General features: G+C 61.3%; 15 protein-coding genes. 7 read left to right on the forward strand and 8 right to left on the reverse strand.

The genetic code is table 11. The features are described from left to right. Window positions 1-103: 103 nt before the first annotated feature. On the reverse strand, window positions 104-1,063 hold the full coding sequence (locus P3T17_RS17120) for a LysR family transcriptional regulator (RefSeq protein WP_429408076.1): 960 nt from the start codon (window positions 1,061-1,063) through the stop codon (window positions 104-106). A 67-nt stretch (window positions 1,064-1,130) separates the two neighbouring features. On the opposite strand from P3T17_RS17120, the gene P3T17_RS17125 reads away from it, so the two are divergent. From P3T17_RS17125 to P3T17_RS17145, 5 genes are all read left to right on the forward strand, one after another. Continuing rightward, a complete protein-coding gene (locus P3T17_RS17125; RefSeq protein ID WP_429408527.1) occupies window positions 1,131-1,661 on the forward strand; it encodes an N-acetyltransferase family protein in 531 nt (176 codons plus the stop codon). Window positions 1,662-1,973: 312 nt separating this feature from the next. Further along, a complete protein-coding gene (locus P3T17_RS17130) occupies window positions 1,974-2,567 on the forward strand; it encodes a cytochrome b/b6 domain-containing protein (RefSeq protein ID WP_429408078.1) in 594 nt (197 codons plus the stop codon). A gap of 2 nt (window positions 2,568-2,569) precedes the next feature. Further along, the gene (locus P3T17_RS17135; protein WP_429408080.1) at window positions 2,570-3,361 is read left to right on the forward strand and encodes a molybdopterin-dependent oxidoreductase; all 792 of its coding nucleotides are present in this window, start codon (window positions 2,570-2,572) and stop codon (window positions 3,359-3,361) included. 47 nt (window positions 3,362-3,408) lie between these two features. Further along, complete coding sequence (locus P3T17_RS17140; protein WP_429408081.1) at window positions 3,409-4,023, forward strand: hypothetical protein; 615 nt, start codon at window positions 3,409-3,411, stop codon at window positions 4,021-4,023. A gap of 274 nt (window positions 4,024-4,297) precedes the next feature. Further along, a complete protein-coding gene (locus P3T17_RS17145) occupies window positions 4,298-5,350 on the forward strand; it encodes a porin (RefSeq protein ID WP_429408082.1) in 1,053 nt (350 codons plus the stop codon). A gap of 58 nt (window positions 5,351-5,408) precedes the next feature. Here P3T17_RS17145 and P3T17_RS17150 read toward each other — a convergent pair whose 3' ends face one another. After that, the gene (locus P3T17_RS17150; RefSeq protein WP_429408084.1) at window positions 5,409-8,486 is read right to left on the reverse strand and encodes a diguanylate cyclase domain-containing protein; all 3,078 of its coding nucleotides are present in this window, start codon (window positions 8,484-8,486) and stop codon (window positions 5,409-5,411) included. A 337-nt stretch (window positions 8,487-8,823) separates the two neighbouring features. Beyond that, the gene (locus P3T17_RS17155) at window positions 8,824-10,458 is read right to left on the reverse strand and encodes a putative bifunctional diguanylate cyclase/phosphodiesterase (protein WP_429408086.1); all 1,635 of its coding nucleotides are present in this window, start codon (window positions 10,456-10,458) and stop codon (window positions 8,824-8,826) included. 42 nt (window positions 10,459-10,500) lie between these two features. Between P3T17_RS17155 and P3T17_RS17160 the strand changes: the two genes are divergently transcribed. Together P3T17_RS17160 and P3T17_RS17165 are read left to right on the forward strand one after the other, a co-directional pair. Then, entirely contained in the window at window positions 10,501-10,782 is a 282-nt protein-coding gene (locus P3T17_RS17160; RefSeq protein WP_429408087.1) for a hypothetical protein, read from the forward strand. Window positions 10,783-11,023: 241 nt separating this feature from the next. Beyond that, window positions 11,024-12,478 (forward strand): phospholipase D-like domain-containing protein, encoded by a 1,455-nt coding sequence (locus P3T17_RS17165; RefSeq protein ID WP_429408088.1) that lies wholly within the window; start codon window positions 11,024-11,026, stop codon window positions 12,476-12,478. On the opposite strand, the gene solA is transcribed toward P3T17_RS17165, so the two are convergent. The 5 genes from solA to P3T17_RS17190 all read right to left on the reverse strand — a co-directional run bounded on the left by solA (window position 12,461) and on the right by P3T17_RS17190 (window position 15,879). Continuing rightward, entirely contained in the window at window positions 12,461-13,633 is a 1,173-nt protein-coding gene (solA, locus tag P3T17_RS17170) for an N-methyl-L-tryptophan oxidase (protein ID WP_429408090.1), read from the reverse strand. The two genes, P3T17_RS17165 and solA, sit on opposite strands and share 18 nt — an antisense overlap. A gap of 89 nt (window positions 13,634-13,722) precedes the next feature. Further along, complete coding sequence (locus tag P3T17_RS17175; RefSeq protein WP_429408092.1) at window positions 13,723-14,592, reverse strand: cytochrome c oxidase assembly protein; 870 nt, start codon at window positions 14,590-14,592, stop codon at window positions 13,723-13,725. 126 nt (window positions 14,593-14,718) lie between these two features. Further along, entirely contained in the window at window positions 14,719-15,030 is a 312-nt protein-coding gene (locus P3T17_RS17180; protein ID WP_429408094.1) for a DUF3876 domain-containing protein, read from the reverse strand. Window positions 15,031-15,063: 33 nt separating this feature from the next. Continuing rightward, window positions 15,064-15,447 carry a hypothetical protein gene (locus P3T17_RS17185; RefSeq protein WP_429408095.1) on the reverse strand — a complete coding sequence of 128 codons (384 nt, stop codon included), beginning with the start codon at window positions 15,445-15,447 and terminating at the stop codon, window positions 15,064-15,066. Between the two features lie 63 nt (window positions 15,448-15,510). After that, complete coding sequence (locus P3T17_RS17190; protein ID WP_429408098.1) at window positions 15,511-15,879, reverse strand: nuclear transport factor 2 family protein; 369 nt, start codon at window positions 15,877-15,879, stop codon at window positions 15,511-15,513. Window positions 15,880-15,907: the final 28 nt, after the last annotated feature.

The following is a 15,907-nucleotide window of genomic DNA, read 5'->3' on the forward strand; positions in this document are numbered from 1 at the left end:
CAACCGTTTCAAGTGCGGTGAACAGCCGGCGCGGACCGCCGCTGCTTTCAGACGCGATGTCGATTAAACATATTATCTGGCAGTCCAAAGATTCAGAGGCCAGCTAATCCTCAGACAAAGTCCGGAACGATTTGAGGATCTCCGCAAGGCCGCCATACAGACGCTTGTCGCGTCTAACTACCGCGACCAGTTTGCGATGAAGACGCGGGGACAAGGATCGAACCACCATCCTGCTTCCGGACTCTACATTGCGGACCGCGAGTGCAGGAAGGATCGCGCAACCGAGACCGGCTCCGACCATCGCCTTGGTCGCTTCCACACTTCCCAGTGACATCACAGGCCTGAGCTTCGTGCCGCTCCTCGCAAACCATTCGTCGGTAATCCTACGGGTATGGCCACCGGGTTCGAACAGAATGACGGGCCGGGTGGCGAGCGCGGCGGCGGTGATACGAGTCGGCAATTGCATGCCTGATGGGGCCACGAGCACAAATTCGTCATCCATGACCGGCGCAATGTGCAGGCTGCGGCTCGATACGGGCATCGTCACGAGCCCGACGTCCAGGATATTACCCTCGACCGCCTTGACGATATCCGCGGTATTGCCCGTCGTGACCGTGATTTCGAGGTTCGGAAATCGTTGGCGCAGATTGGTCAGGATAGGCGGAAGCAGAAAGATGCAAGCCGTCGCGCCGGTGCCGATGCGAATGCGCCCCACGCCCTCCTCCGCATGACGGAAAACGGCCGTCACTGCCGAGGTGACCGCTGCATCAATTCCCGCAGCATGGGCCAGTAGCTCCTCCCCTGCGACCGTCGCTCTCGCTACGCGCCCGACGCGCTCGATCAACACCGCGCCGAGGCTTTTCTCGAGCTGGCGAATCTGAAGGCTCACGGCCGGCTGAGTGAGCCGGAGATGATCGGCTGCAGCAGAAAAACTACCACGCTCGACAACGGCAACAAAGGTCTTCAGGTAGTCGAGATTCAAGCTCTTCATATCAAAGAATTCCTTATCGATTGCATACGATACCAAATCTTCCTTTATATCTACGATCGGGGCATCATGCATGTCGAACGTGTGGGTTGAGCCGCCCGTGACGTGTCTCCTATATCGAGGCTCAGGAGTGAGGTAAATGGTGGAATCAGAAGTTGACAGTGCAATTCGGATTCGCGACGCGGCGACAGCCGACATGGCAGCCGTGCAGGCCATCTACGCGTACCACGTGTTGCACGGCAGCGCCTCGTTCGAAGAGACACCCCCTTCCGTCGACGACATGCTCGGACGCCGCGACGCAGTGTTGAAGGCGGGGCTTCCCTATCTGGTGGCGCAGAGGCAAGGCCGTGTAGTTGGCTATGCGTACGCAACTCCATATCGGCCGCGTCCGGCATATCGCCACACCATCGAGGATTCGATCTACGTAGAACATGGGCTCGACCGTCTCGGGATCGGCCGAGCGCTGCTCGGGGAATTGATCCAACGGTGCGAGCAAGGACCATGGCGGCAGATGCTTGCCGTTGTCGGCAATAGCGAGAACACGGGATCGCTTGTGTTGCATGAACGTCTCGGCTTCCGCACAGTGGGAACGCTGAAATCGGTCGGATTCAAGTTCGGCCAGTGGGTCGACACTGTGCTGATGCAACGGGAGTTGGACTCTCACCAGGAATAGGCGGTCGCCCCCTCTCCGAAGTCTTCTTTTCATGCCACCGGTGCCGCCGACAGCGCGCACCGGCCGGCGCCGCGCACCAGACACAAACACGAGCACAAGCACGATGCCGTGGGTCGGTCATTTGACCGATACCGCTGTCGTGGCGCGCCTGCGATCCTGTCGTCAATCCAATCCACCCGGGCCAGACAGCGCAACTCCACTTTCTTGACTGCACCGTCGCGCCAAGGTCCTGGCACGCTGAACTACGTCTTATGCAATGCACGCTCGCCGCCCCATTCCTGTTTGCAAGTGCCAATCGTCCGTGAGGTCGCTTTGAATCACGCCACTATTCACCCCGTGTGGGTTCGCATTTTTCACTGGATTAATGCCGCCGCTGTTATAGCAATGTGCCTGAGCGGTTGGGCGGTGTACAACGCGTCGCCGATATTCCCGGCATTCAGGTTTCCGGCGTCCATCACGCTGGGTGGCTGGCTAGGTGGCGCGCTGCTCTGGCACTTCGCGGTCATGTGGTTGCTGGTCGCAAACTTTCTCGCGTATCTGGGACTGGGCTTCGTAACGGGGCGCCTGCGCAAGAAACTCTTCCCGGTCAGCCCGCGTGCAATTGCCTCCGACCTCGTTGCAGCCCTGCGAGGCAAGCTCAATCACGGCGATCTGAGCCGTTACAACGCCGTGCAGAAGTTCGCCTATCTCGTCGTGATCGCGGATATCGCGCTGGTCGTGCTGTCGGGATTGACGATCTGGAAGCCCGTTCAATTTCCGCTCCTGCGCACGGCGATGGGTGGCTTCGATAACGCACGCATCGTTCACTTTGCCGCGATGAGCGTACTTGTCGGCTTTTTCGCGGTGCACGTTGCGATGGTCGCTCTCGTCCCGCGTTCTTTGCTCACCATGATTCGAGGCCGGTAACCATGAATTCCCGAAAAGGTCACCCGACGCCCGCTCCGGCATACCGGCCCGACGCGCAATCGATCATCAAAGACGCACAGAAGGAGCTCTCATCGTCCTCACGGCGTTTGTTTGGCAAGCAGATCCTCACGCTGGGCGGCTTGATGCTCCTGTCGGGTTGCGATCTGACGAACGACAAATCCGTCGACACGATGCTGCGCCGAATCTCCTCCTTCAACGACGACGCTCAGGCATTGCTGTTCGACCCGCGCAAGCTGGCGCCGACGTACCCGGAATCGATGATCACACGGCCATTTCCGTTCAATGCCTACTACGACATTGATCAGGTGCCGGATGTCGATGCACAAACCTACCGTCTCGAACTGAAAGGACGGGTCAAGGGCAAAGCCGACTGGACGCTCGACGAACTGCGCGCGTTGCCGCAACAAAGCCAGGTTACCCGGCATATCTGCATTGAAGGGTGGAGCGCAATCGGCAAGTGGGGCGGAGTGCGGTTCGCCGATTTCCTGCAGCGAGCCGGAGCCGATACCACCGCGAAGTACGTTGCACTGCACTGCGCCGATAACTACTGGACGAGCATCGACATGCCCACTGCACTTCATGTGCAGACGCTGCTCACGCTGACCTATGACGGCAACACCCTGCCTGCGAAGTACGGCTTCCCGATGAAGCTTCGGATGCCTACCAAACTGGGTTACAAAAACCCGAAGCATATCGTCGCCATTACCGTCACAAACGAATTTCCCGGCGGGTATTGGGAAAACCAGGGTTACAACTGGTTCGGCGGCTCCTGAACCGCGAACCGATGATTTTTAACTGCAATCAACCACACGGAGCACCTATGTCCATTCGTCTCAAACTCGCTGTTTCAGCTGTCGCATTGACGCTCGCTGGCGCTGCATTCGCTCAATCCTCCGCCACCAAGCCCGAACGGATCCGGGGCGAGATCGTATCGCTTTCGGGTAACACCTTGCAGGTCCACCGGCGCAGCGGCGACACAGTCAACATTGACCTGAAGGATTCGACGGCGCTGAATGCCGTGAAGGCAATCCAGCTTTCGGATATCAAGGCCGGCTCATACGTCGGCGCGGCGGCAATGCCGGGCCCGGACGGAAAGCTGGTCGCCAAGGAAGTGCTGGTCTTCCCGGAGGCCGCGCGCGGCACCGGAGAGGGTCACTACGCGTGGGACCTCGGTGCAAACAGTTCGATGACGAACGCCAACGTCGACACTGTTGTGGAAGGTACGAGCGGACGCGACCTGAAGCTTTCGTATAAAGGCGGCAGCAACACCATCAACGTGCCGGCCGACGCTCCAGTCGTGACGGCCATTCCCGCGACCCGCGACGATCTGACTGCGAACAAAAAGGTATTCATCGTGGCGATCCCGGCGAAGAACGGCTCGTATGACGCGAATGTGATCGTCGTCGAGAAAGATGGTGTAGTACCTCCCATGTAATTCCGGACCGGGACGCGATCACCTTTCTGTTGTAGTCCCAGGTTATTAAAGCGTCCTGGACCACAGAAAGGGGATCGCGTTGTCTCCCGCTTCGGCTCATCAAGGATGACCCAAGCGCCATATCTGATGCATATGGATAGTGCATCACATATGTATTTTACATTTACATCGGCCGCCTCTACGATTTGCTCCATTGCGTTGTTTGCCCCCTGCCTGCCGCAACATCACTCGGCTTGCGACGCAAATGAAAACAGCAAATCTCAGGAGACAGTCAGTGAAAAAGAAATGTCTTGTCGCCGCGCTCGCGGCGACCGGATGCGCCTGCGCGCACGCCCAATCGTCCGTGACCCTCTACGGCGTGATCGACACCAACATCGAATATCTGACTCATGCAAGCGCGACGGGTGGGTCGCTGGTTCGTGAAAATTCAGGTGGACTTAGCAACTCGCGGTTTGGTTTTCGCGGCACGGAAGATCTGGGTGGCGGCACCAGCGCGTGGTTCGTATTGGAAGCCGGCTTTAACAGCAACGACGGCACGCCTGCCACCGCCGGTACGCTGTTCAACCGCACTGCAGCGGTGGGGTTGTCGAACGCCTTGGGATCGCTCTCGGCCGGCCTGCAATACACGGCCATGTACGACACACTCGAAAAGTACGATCCGATGGGTTACGCGCCTCAGTACACGTGGTTTCCCACCACCGGATCGTCGGACGACTTCTCCTACAAGGCGCGCCTCAACAATTCCGTGAAGTACGTAGGGCAGTTTGGCGGACTAAAGGCGATTGCCGATTACAGCTTCGGCGGCGACGCAGGCTCGTTCCAGAGCAGCGCGGCCTATGGCGGTTCGCTGGAATACAGCACCGGCACGTTCGCGGCAGCGGTGGCCTACGATTATCGCAACGGCGCGATCACTTCGACCGGCACATGGACCAAGACGCGCAACCTCAGTTTCTCTGTCCTGGAGCATATCGGCAACGGTGAAATCATGGGTGGCTATGAGCACTACCTGAACGATCCGACCAAGGGCTCGACGGTTTCGGCCGCAATGTGGTTTGGCGGGGTGCGTTACCGGTTCGTACCAAGCTTCCAGCTAACGGCCGGCACCTACTATCAGTCCAACAAGACGGCGAACGTATCGAACTCGTGGATGGGCGTGCTAAGCGGCGATTATTCGCTATCCAAGCGCACCGATCTCTATGCAACAGTGGCGTATGCCGCAGCGACACGCTATGCGAATGGGACTTACACGCCCATTGGCGTAACGGACGCCACTGCCTTTGCGTCCAATCAGACCGGTGTCACGCTAGGTATCCGGCACCGCTTCTGAACGTTGTGCGCGGTGGGCCGGGCAGTCGCCATCATTCAGGATGCCTGACTTGCTCGACTCAACGGTCCACCTCGAAAGAATCGCCCGCCCAGCGCCAGGCGCTGCGGCCGGCCTCTTTCGCCGCGTAGAGCGCCATGTCCGCGGATTTATACAGCCCCTGGGCATCCCGTGAGTCCTGTGGACAACGCGCAACCCCGATGCTCGCCCTGACCTCCAGCGAAAGCTTGCGGTACGGAATCGGCTCAGCGAAGGTGGCGATGATCCGCTCGCACACCTCGGCCACCGCATCGCGCTCGCCTGGATCTCTGAGCAGCACGGCGAACTCGTCGCCGCCAAGGCGCGCGACAAGATCGATCTCGCGCGTGATCAGCCGCAGGCGTGAGCCAACGGCCTTCAACACCACGTCGCCAGCATCGTGGCCGTGGATATCGTTGATCGGCTTGAAACGATCGAGGTCGACCAGCACAAGCGCGAATTCCGCGCCGCGACGCGCCTGCTCGATCAGGAGTTGCAGATCGTCGTTGAAATGCCGCCGGTTCGCGAGGCCCGTCAGACTGTCGAAGTAAGCCAACTGCTCGAGCCGCTGTTCGCTGGCCTGCAATTCCGCCGTGCGGCGCACCAGCTCATCGGAACGTTGCTGGAGTTCCTGGGTCCGCTCCGCGATCACCGCCTCCAGCGTCAATGCACGTCGCCGCAGCAGGCGCATGCGCACGTGCATCAGCAGGCCGAACAGCGCCAGCAGCAGGAGTGCCATGATCACGCGAAACGTGGTCCTCTCGTACCACGTCGGCACAACGTGGACGGGCAAGCTCACCGACTCGGTCCATTGACCTCCGGCACGGTTCGACGCCCGCACCTGCAGCGTGTAATTTCCGGGCGGCACATTCGTATAGTGCGCGACGCGCTGCTCGGCGGATGACTCGGTCCACGTGTCCTCCAGGCCAGCCAGGCGATAGGAGTAGCGCGTGCGTTCGGGGGCCGAGTAATCGAGCAACGCGAAAGCCACTTGCACCGTGCGTTGCGAAGGGCCGAGCCTGAGCCCGGACGGCGGTAACGGCCGGCCATCGGCATCGGTCAGCACGATGGAAGCCTTGAAACGTGCGGGCTGGAATTCGCTCGGATGCACGATGGTCAAGCCGTTGCCGCCGAACAGCAGATCGCCTTGCGGTGTCGTCCCGGCCGCTGAGGTCCAGTACGGCAGCAGCCCCACCCCGTCGGCCTGCTGCAGCAGCGTCGTGGTCAGCGTGTTACCGTCGATGCGCAGAATGCCGCTGTCGGTGCTGACCCAGGCGTTGCCCTGCTCGTCGAGCAGCAGGGCATTCGCGGCGTTTTTCTGCAGACCCTGATCGTGACCGATGCTGTCGATTCGCGCAGGCGCGCCGCCCACTCCGGGCTCGACCACACGCACGCCTCCGCCGTAGAAAGCAATCCACAGCCGCCCGCGCTTGTCCTGCACAACCGAAGTCACGTGGGTGCTGGGCAGGCCGACACGCCCAGGTCCCTCCGGCCAAGGCCGCTCGAGACGGCCGGTTGCCGGCCAGTACCGCGCAAGTCCTGTCTGCGTGCCGACCCACAACGTTCCGTCTGCGCCGGCGCTGAGGTTCGTGATGTCTTCGCCCTGCAGGCCGGGGACACTGTACGCCGTGGCGCCTTGCGCGGACAGGTCGACATAGCTCAATCCGTCCGTGCCGCCGATCCAGAGCTTGCCATCGGCGAGCGACACCGCCCTCACCAATGCAGTGGGCGAAATGCCAGGAAACTCCATCCGCTCGACACTGAGACCGTCATCGCGCGTTCGGTACAAACCCTTAGCAGTCCCGATGTAGACGCTGCCGTCCGGTGCGCGTGCCATCGAAAGCACTGCGCCCCTGGGAAGCGCGGTCCGCGACAGACCGTCCTCCGCCGTGAGACGCCGGCCGTGCTCGCGGTCAGGCGGGACGATGTCGACGCCGCCGATATCGGCGCCGAGCCAGACGCTGCCGTCGGGCTGGACAAGCACCGCCGTGACCTCTGCCCGCTTGCCGCCGAGCAGGTGGCCGTCGCTGCCGTACCACGTGGATATCGCCCGCTGGGAGGGATCGATCGAATCGAACACATTCGGTCCGCCGGCCCACACAAACCCACTGCGATCGCGCAGTAGCGCCGCCACGTCGTCCTCGCCCAGGCTCCCTGGAATCCCGGCATCGTGGCGCAGACGCCGCGTCGCCCAGCTGCGGGTGTCGACCTGCACGATGCCTTGGGCCCACGTGCCGAGCCACACGTGACCGTTACCGACATCGACGATCGCGCCGACCCAGTCGGTCTCGACACCCTGCCCGTCGCTACGTTCGCTGTCGCGCAATTGCTGCGCCGTCGTGGCACCTGGTTCGATCACGAAGGCACCGGTCGCTCGCGTCCCGACCCAGACCCGCCCTTCCCGGTCCTCTGCCAGTTGCCAGACCTCGATAGCGGCGCCCGTGAGGCTCGTCGCCGGCACCGCCACAAAAGCCTGTGCGCCGGCACGCAATACGTAGATCCCGTCGAGCGTGCCGGCCCACAGGTTGCCGCCGCGATCGACGAGGAGCGCGCTGATCCGGTGCGCGGGCAGGCCAGCGGGGATGGCCCCACCGCCTGCGCGCCGCACCTTGCCGGTGTTGAGATCCAGCCGGTCGAGGCCGGCCTCCGTGCCCACCCAGAGGCCGTCCGGGCCGTCGGGGGCAAGGGAGAATACGCGTACGCTGCTCAGGCCTTGAGGGCCCGCGCCCAGCGTAGAGAAGGTGCCAGCTGCCTTGTCGAGTCTTGCGAGACCGCCACTGTCTGTGGCCGCCCAAAGGCGGCCCTCACGGTCCTCATACAGCGCATTGATGTAGGAAGAAGGCAAGGTGCCAGGCTTGCTCGGGTCGGCAATGTAAGTGCGGAAGCGATAGCCGTCCCAACTGGCGAGACCGGTTTGCGAGGCGATCCAGATCAGGCCGTCCCTGTCCTGCAGCATTGCCGTGGGCGTAATGTCGCTCGGCATTTCGACATGGCGAAACACCGGCGTCGATCCATCGTACCAGGCATCGGCTGCTCTGGCGGGCGGTACAGCCGCGACCATCTCCACGCAGACGAGAAGGCAACTCAGGATACGCAACGAATGGCGCCTCCACTTATGCATGGAATTCTGGTCCTCGATAGGTCGTTCGCCGCGCAATGCCGGCGCGCCGCATTCGTGCCACGCGATATCTAACTAAATATCGGCAAACGATGCAGCTACTTTAGGTTTCCTCATAAACATGACGCAAAGGCTTTGCTGCTCATTCAGAACGACTGATCAATACTCTTCTATTACGATCCGAAGGCGGGCAGAACACCTCATGGCTACTCTCATACACCACGACGCATGTAAACGGCAGCATCGCGCTGCAACTTGAGGACTTTTTGCGTAAGGATTGCCTGAAAACAGGGTAGGCAAATCAGGCAGTGGACGGCGCATGCGCGCCGTTACCGATGGCCTAGCCTTTGATCACACCGTCGGCGGCGAGCCGCTCTTCCCGGTGCGCGATGGTCTCCGCCCGCTCCGGCCTGCCAAGCAGGTAGCCTTGCGCGTGGGTACATCCGCAGCCACGGACGAAGTCGAGTTGTTCGGGGGTCTCGATACCTTCCGCGGTAGTCGGCATGCCCATCTCCCGCGCCAACGCCACGATCCCGCGAACCACCGCCGCGGATTCGCGCCGGTGCACGGATTCCTTGACGAAGGAACTGTCGATCTTGAGTTCATCGAACGAAAAACGGACGAGCGTCGACATGGTTGAAAAGCCGGTTCCGAAATCGTCCAGCGCCAGTCCGATACCTAATGCACGGAGCGTTGCGACGTTGCGCCGGGTCGCGATGTCGTCGCTTAGCAGCACCGTTTCGGTCACCTCGATATTCAGGCGCTGCGGCGGCAACTTCGTTTTATGCAGGATCGACTCGACCGTCGCAGCGAACGACTCCTCGCGCAACTGCACAGGCGAGACGTTGACCGCAACCGTGACCGCATCGCGCCAGGTGACCGCTTCCATGCACGATTGCCGCAGCGCCCATTCACCCAGTTCGAGTACCAGGCCCGTGCGTTCGGCCGTGGGAATGAATGCGATGGGCGACAACTCGCCGCGCGTCGGGTGGGTCCAGCGCAGCAACGCCTCGCGTCCCGAGATGGTCCCGTCGCTAAGATCGATGATGGGCTGATACTCCATCCGCAAGCCGCTAAAAGACTGCATCGCGCCTTCGAGGTCGCTGCGCAGGAGACTCAGACTTTCGTCGGAGGCGTGCTTGTCGGCATCGAAAACGGCAAAGGCACTTTTGCCATTACGTTTGACCGCGTACAAGGCGCGATCCGCGCATATCAGCAATTGCGGCCCGGTTTTGCCGTGCTCCGGGTACAGCGAAATACCAACACTCGCGCCAATGTGGACGCGTGCCTCGCTCAGCACGAACGGCCGGGCCAATGCCTTGACGATGCGATCGGCCAGCACACGCACATCATCGATCAGGGAAGCGCCATCGTAGATGGCGACGAATTCGTCCCCCGCCAGGCGTCCGACGATACCGCCGGCCGGCAGGATATCGCGCAGCCGTATCGCCGCTTCCTGCAGGATCTGGTCGCCCGCAGCGTGTCCAAGACTGTCGTTGATCGCCTTGAAGCCGTCGAGGTCGATCAGTAGAACAGCGAACGATTGATCGTCGACCTGCTGCACGGTCCCCGTGCGCTCGAGCAGGAGCTCGCTGATGCGTGCGCGGTTGGGCAAGCCAGTGAGACTGTCGTGGCGCGCCAGACGGTGGCTGTTTTCGCGTGCCGTCAGCAACGCGACGGTGTCGCGGTTGCTACGGAGGGCGACGGTAAAGAAGCCTGCCGCGCAGAATGGCGCCTGAAACAGCAGGACGAGCTTGCCGGAGCCGGGAGAGAGTGCCGCGCCCAGACCGAGTAGCCCGAGAATGAGCGTGATCTGAATCAGCACAAGGTGGGGAATGCCGGCATTGCGACCTGCCAGGCCGCCTATCACGCCGACGGCGCAAACATTTCCGAGCAGGAATAGCGTCGGGTCGCCGCTGACATTGCATAGAAGGCTGCCGAAGCCGAACAGCGCGCTCCAGACAATGCTCGCCAACAGAAACGCGGAGGTGGGCGTAGGCTCGCCGCGGGCACTACGTTGGCAACAGACGTAAATCAATACCAGCCGGGTAAACAGCAACGCGAGGACAGCAAGTCCCCAACCGGCATAAAGCGCAGTCCGATGGAGGTAAAAGGCGGTGGCGCAGACACTGATTTCACAAATCGACGCAAAAATAATGGATGCCGTTCTGGTGAACAGATTGGCAAGCAATATTTGCCGATTTTCGGCACTCAGATTTTGAGCGGAAGAGACAATCCACTTGAAAAATGGAGACCTTGGTTCGCTGAAAGCCATGACCTGCGCATTTTTGACGGTTAGCGGAACGACGGAGCCTACACTGCAATTATTACGTAAACCGCATATAGCGGGTTAATTCTCCTTTGAGCGGCGCGCAATGCTCGGGCAAAGACAGGCGAAATGCCCCGAAACGCCATAAGAGCCTGGAAAGAAAACGCCTGACAAAGCGGAATAACCTCGTTTTAAGCTTGCTGGCGCTGCGTCCCCTCGAAAATAAAAGCGGCGTCTCTAACGACGATCGAATGCCACCTGGAACCCTTCAATGGATCACCACTCCGAGCCGACCACAAATAACGATCCCGGCCAGATGTCCGTCCCATTCATCACGCAGGGTTCCTATCCGCAACGGCCCGGCAACCGGGTTCGTCCGCTTATAGATAGCGGTCCTGCATTTCGCGGCATCTGCGAAGCGGTAGAAAACGCCCAGCACCGTGTCTGGCTCACCGTCACCTTCGTATCAAGGCATTTTCAGATGCCCGACGGACGGGGCACGCTGTTCGATGTGCTCGATGCTGCTGCCCAGCGGGGTGTCGACGTCCGCGTGATTTTCTGGCGCCCCAACCCCGCGAGCAATGGATACGGACAGACGTTTGAAGGCACGCAGTCCGACTTCGACTGGCTGGCGGAGCGGGGCTCGCGTTTGAACGCTCGCTGGGATCGCGCGCCCGCCGCCTATTGTCATCATCAGAAATGCTGGCTGATCGATGCAGGGGAGTCCTCAGAAACCGTGTTTGTCGGCGGCATCAACCCGACTTTCGCGCTCGTCGAACCTGGGCACGCAGGGGGTGAACAACGCCACGACGTCTACGCCGAGATAACCGGTCCATGCGCGAGCGATGTGCATCACAACTTCGTTCAGCGCTGGAACGAAACCAGCGAGCGCAATAGTGCGCTTGGCGTGTATGGACCTGACGGACACTCGGATCTCGCGTTCCCAACACGTTTATCGAAGGCGCAAGGCCCGAGCACCGTGCAGATTCAACGCAATGTGCACGCCGGATGTTATCGCAACGCGCACGCAGCCCCCGGCGTTGGAGAAGCCTATCCCATCGCCAACGGCGAGCGGTCCATCACCGAACAATATCTGTTGGCCATCGACGCCGCGCGTCGTTCGATCTACCTGGAAAATCAGGCGCTTCCGGTGCCCGCCATTGCCGGTGCGCTTGAAAATGCCTTGAAACGAGGGGTATTCGTGGTTCTTCTGGTGCCGGGAGAGCCCGAACCGTATGTCGCGCAGTGGCGACAAAATCCTGAACGCGCGGCGTTTTTCGAGCAGATCGAAGCACTCGGCCGCCATGAAAATTTCACGCTCGCCGCACTCGCAGGGCCCACGCAAACCGATGGCCGGCGTTACGTTTACGTCCATGCCAAGCTCATGCTGATCGACGATGCATGGGCCACCATTGGATCGTGCAACCTTCATGCGAATTCGCTGTACGGCCATAGCGAAATGAACGCGAGCGTGTGGGACTCCAACGCGGTAAAAGCACTGCGCTGCCAGCTTTTCCTCGAACACCTGGGCCAGGACACAAGCCATCTGGACGATCGCTCAGCCGTTCAGCTTTACCAAAGCATCGCATACCGAAACGATAGCCGCTGGCGAGACGGCCATGACGATTGGGACGGTAGTATCGCGTGCAGTCTGAAGCCGCAAGCCTATGGAAAAACGCACGGACCAGACAACGTCCTTGCGCCTTCCTCAGGAAAGACGGCTTAAAGAAAACGCCGAGAGGTCGATCTGACTCTTTCCGCTCAGACAGCGTTGCGCGACCGCCTCGCCGATTGCCGCCGAATGCTTGAAGCCATGACCCGAACAGGCCGACACCACGGTGACATTCTTGAGCGCAGGATGCTCGTCGATGATGAAACCATAGTCAGGCGTCACGGTGTAGGTACAGACACTCGCCTTGACCCGTTCCGCGGTCACGCCGGCGATCTTGCCCGCAACATGCGTGCGGAATATGGCCGCCACATCGGCGTCGGACACCGTGCGATCCAGCGAATCGGGCTCGCTCAGCGCCGTGTATTGCTCGGTCGCGATCTTCATGCTGCCTTCACCGGGAATGGGTGGAAAGCCGTAGCAAAAGTCGGTGTCCAAAGGACCATGCGAGAGAATGAAGCTCGGGGAAACCTCAGGAAAAATCACAGGCTCTTCAAGCTTGAACCAGAATAGCTGTTGCCTGCAAACCTTCAGCAAGCTTTTGAACGGCTCGCCCAACAGCTCGGCGGACCACATGCCGGCGCAGACAACGACCTTGTCCGCCACCACTGTCCGATCGCCCGCCCTCACCCGGACCACGTGGCCCGTCGACTCCACAGCGGAAACCGTCACACCGGCGATCACGTCGGCCCCGAGCTCGCGCGCCGCCTTCAGTTGGGCGGCGATACACCGTTCGGGTCGCACAAAGCCCCCTTCCGGTTCGTAGTACGCGATCGTGTCGTCGCGAAGCGGCGCAAATTGTGGGAAGCGTGCGCGGAGCTGTTCGGCCGTGAGAACCTCATGATCGATGCCATAGGTCCGTGCCAGCTCGATCGTGCTCAGCGTGAAATCAGCCGCGCCGTGGTGCGATGTGTGCGTCGCGCCCGAGGTCATGACGAGCACCCCGCATTGCTCGAAAAGCGCGTCACCGTCGCGTGCTTCCAGTTCGCGCCAGATCTGCTGCGACCTGCGCACCAACGGCACGTACGCGGCGCCTTCGCCAACGGCCAGCCGGGTAATCCGCGTGTCTCCGTGACTCGATCCCTGATCATGTGGCGGGGCATATCGATCTATGCCTACCGCTTTCGCGCCAGCCTTGGCCAGCTGGTAAAGCGTGGCTGCGCCCATGGCGCCGAGTCCCACCACCACGACATCGCATCGTTCTTCGAGCACGGCATGTCCTTGTTCGGTTCAAAAGGTACGGGATCAGCCCGGCGTGAAGGCCAGCTGCAAGCACTGATTGCGCACGGCAATCCGACTGATCAGCTTCCTGCCTGCAGCGCCGGCTTCGCTCTTGCCCTACCCGGTCTCGCCTTCGGCGGCACGCGCGACGGCAAGGTGGACAGACGCATCACGTGACGCAGCGCCATCATCGCGCCGATCGCTTCGAGCACCCCGGCGGGCACCCACATGATGAGGCCGCCGAGGCTCTGATCGAGCGCGGGCGGAACGGACGTGAACGCGCGGCCGCACAGCGTGAACACCGGATACAGGTCATGCGAGGAAAAAGTGATGATGGCGCCCACGAGGATCTGCGGCGTCATGGTGATCACCGGAGACAGCACCCGCAGGCCCGGGCGCGTGCGGCTCGGCGGACTCGGCCGGTGATCGAGCAGCATCCACCAGTACAGCAGGCCGCTCACCGCGACCGACCAGTTCATGAACGTGTAGATGCGCCAGTCGAGCATCGCGACGAACTGGACGGACGGAATCAGCCAGAACACCACGGAAACGACGAAAGCGATAGAGATAAAGGCCGGATTGAACAACACGGCAGCAACGATCCGCACGGGCTTCAGACGCTGCCAACGCCGCAGCGCGCTGCGCCAGCGCAGCGGCAAACCGGCGCGCAGCACACTGCCCGGATACGAAGCCATCAGGATCAGAGGAGCCAGGTGATGCAGCACGAGATGCTGGAGCCGGTGCACGAAGAACTGGTGCTCGGCGTAGTAGTCGAGGCGTGTGTGCAGCGCAATATAGAACAGCACGAGCCCGATCCAGAACGCCCCCCGTCTGGCAAAGCTGACGCGGACGTGGCGCGAACCGCGTGCATACAGCACCGCGACGGCAACGAACACGGCGACGAGCACAAACGACGGCTCCCACGGATCAAGCAGACTAATGAGCGACATGGCGGATTCGACGGTAACGGCAGGGTGCGTCCGGACCTGGCGTCCGAGGCGGCGGGTTACATGTTAGCAGGTGCTACCCGGATGCCGTGCGGGCGCGGTCTGATAGGCACTATGCGCCGCAAAACCTCATTTGACCCGGCTGAATGTCGCCGAGCCGGTCATGGTCGGCAAGATGATCGTGTCGTGCTGCTTGTCGTAGGGGATGCTTTCAATGCGGCCAGTCGATTCGACCTCCAGCACGCCGTCCCGGTAGACGGCAGATGCCACCCCGGGCCTGACACTGCCACCACTGGTGTTGGCGATGACAAAGCCATCGTCATTACGGCTGATCTCGACGCTTTCGCGGCCCTTGGTGCTCTGCCACTTACCGACGAACTCGTTGCCTTCCTTGTTGCCGCAACCGCCGAGCACGGCAAGTGCGACGGCGGCTAACATCACTACACAACCCCGTATCATGTACTCCCCCTCTATTTATGATCGTTTCGCCACCCGATCAGGTACACCTGCGCCGGGTGGCGACGAGGCAGGCTGATCCGCGCGAACGCTCGTCCACAGAAGCCAGTCGCGTGCGGTGGGCAAACGGTCAGTCATTTTATCGTGAAGCCGGCGACCCCGAGCCGCCGCCACTCTTCTTTGACCGCTAAACCAGCGCAGCCAGCCTACCAGTCCCAGCAACACCAGACCCGCACCGCCTAACACGGGCTCGCGCCATGCCAGCAATGCGGTGAAGGTGAACGCCCGCGCGCCGGCCAACAGCGCGAAGCCGGCAATGGCGGTGCTGACTGCGTCGAGGGTGCCGAGCACCCGTTCGAACGCGAGTGTCACCGCAAATCCCGCGGCACTTTGCTCGCGCATGATCATCTCCTTGAAAGTGGGAAGGTGGAGGCCTGAGTTGGCCTCAGCTGTTTTTGATTGGACTCAGGCCGCGCCCGGCGTCGCGTCGAGAAAACCCGTCACGGCCTGCAACCGTCCGGCCGGATCGATCACGCCAAAATCCGAGCCCTTGACGATCGGCGTGCCATCGGGCGTGGTCAGCTCCCACGAAAAACGCAGACGGTCGGCGAAGCCGTCGACATCCGTGGTGCGGCGGAAGGTGTGGCGCGGAAAGCGCTCGTGGACCGCGCGAATCATCGCGTCGATTCCGTCATGACCGTTGCCGGCGAGTAGCGGATCCAGATACGCGGCGTCCGTGCTCCACGTCGCGGCGATCAGTTCGCGGCGGCTGACCGCGTCTGTTTCATTCCACGCCGCGAAATAGCGGTCGATCAGATCGGTATGTGCGTTCATCACAGACTCCTTCAGTAGCTTGGCTGAG

The organism is Paraburkholderia sp. GAS82 (genome assembly GCF_050436285.1).
GTDB lineage: Bacteria > Pseudomonadota > Gammaproteobacteria > Burkholderiales > Burkholderiaceae > Paraburkholderia > Paraburkholderia phenazinium_B.

Excerpts from the sequence above, each read along its gene's own strand:
- P3T17_RS17120 (WP_429408076.1), bottom strand. The coding sequence starts at position 1,063 with ATGCATGATGCCCCGATCGTAGATATAAAGGAAGATTTGGTATCGTAT.
- P3T17_RS17135 (WP_429408080.1), top strand. The coding sequence starts at position 2,570 with ATGAATTCCCGAAAAGGTCACCCGACGCCCGCTCCGGCATACCGGCCC.
- P3T17_RS17140 (WP_429408081.1), top strand. The coding sequence starts at position 3,409 with ATGTCCATTCGTCTCAAACTCGCTGTTTCAGCTGTCGCATTGACGCTC.
- P3T17_RS17150 (WP_429408084.1), bottom strand. The coding sequence starts at position 8,486 with ATGCATAAGTGGAGGCGCCATTCGTTGCGTATCCTGAGTTGCCTTCTC.
- P3T17_RS17165 (WP_429408088.1), top strand. The coding sequence starts at position 11,024 with ATGGATCACCACTCCGAGCCGACCACAAATAACGATCCCGGCCAGATG.
- P3T17_RS17175 (WP_429408092.1), bottom strand. The coding sequence starts at position 14,592 with ATGTCGCTCATTAGTCTGCTTGATCCGTGGGAGCCGTCGTTTGTGCTC.
- P3T17_RS17185 (WP_429408095.1), bottom strand. The coding sequence starts at position 15,447 with ATGCGCGAGCAAAGTGCCGCGGGATTTGCGGTGACACTCGCGTTCGAA.
- P3T17_RS17190 (WP_429408098.1), bottom strand. The coding sequence starts at position 15,879 with ATGAACGCACATACCGATCTGATCGACCGCTATTTCGCGGCGTGGAAT.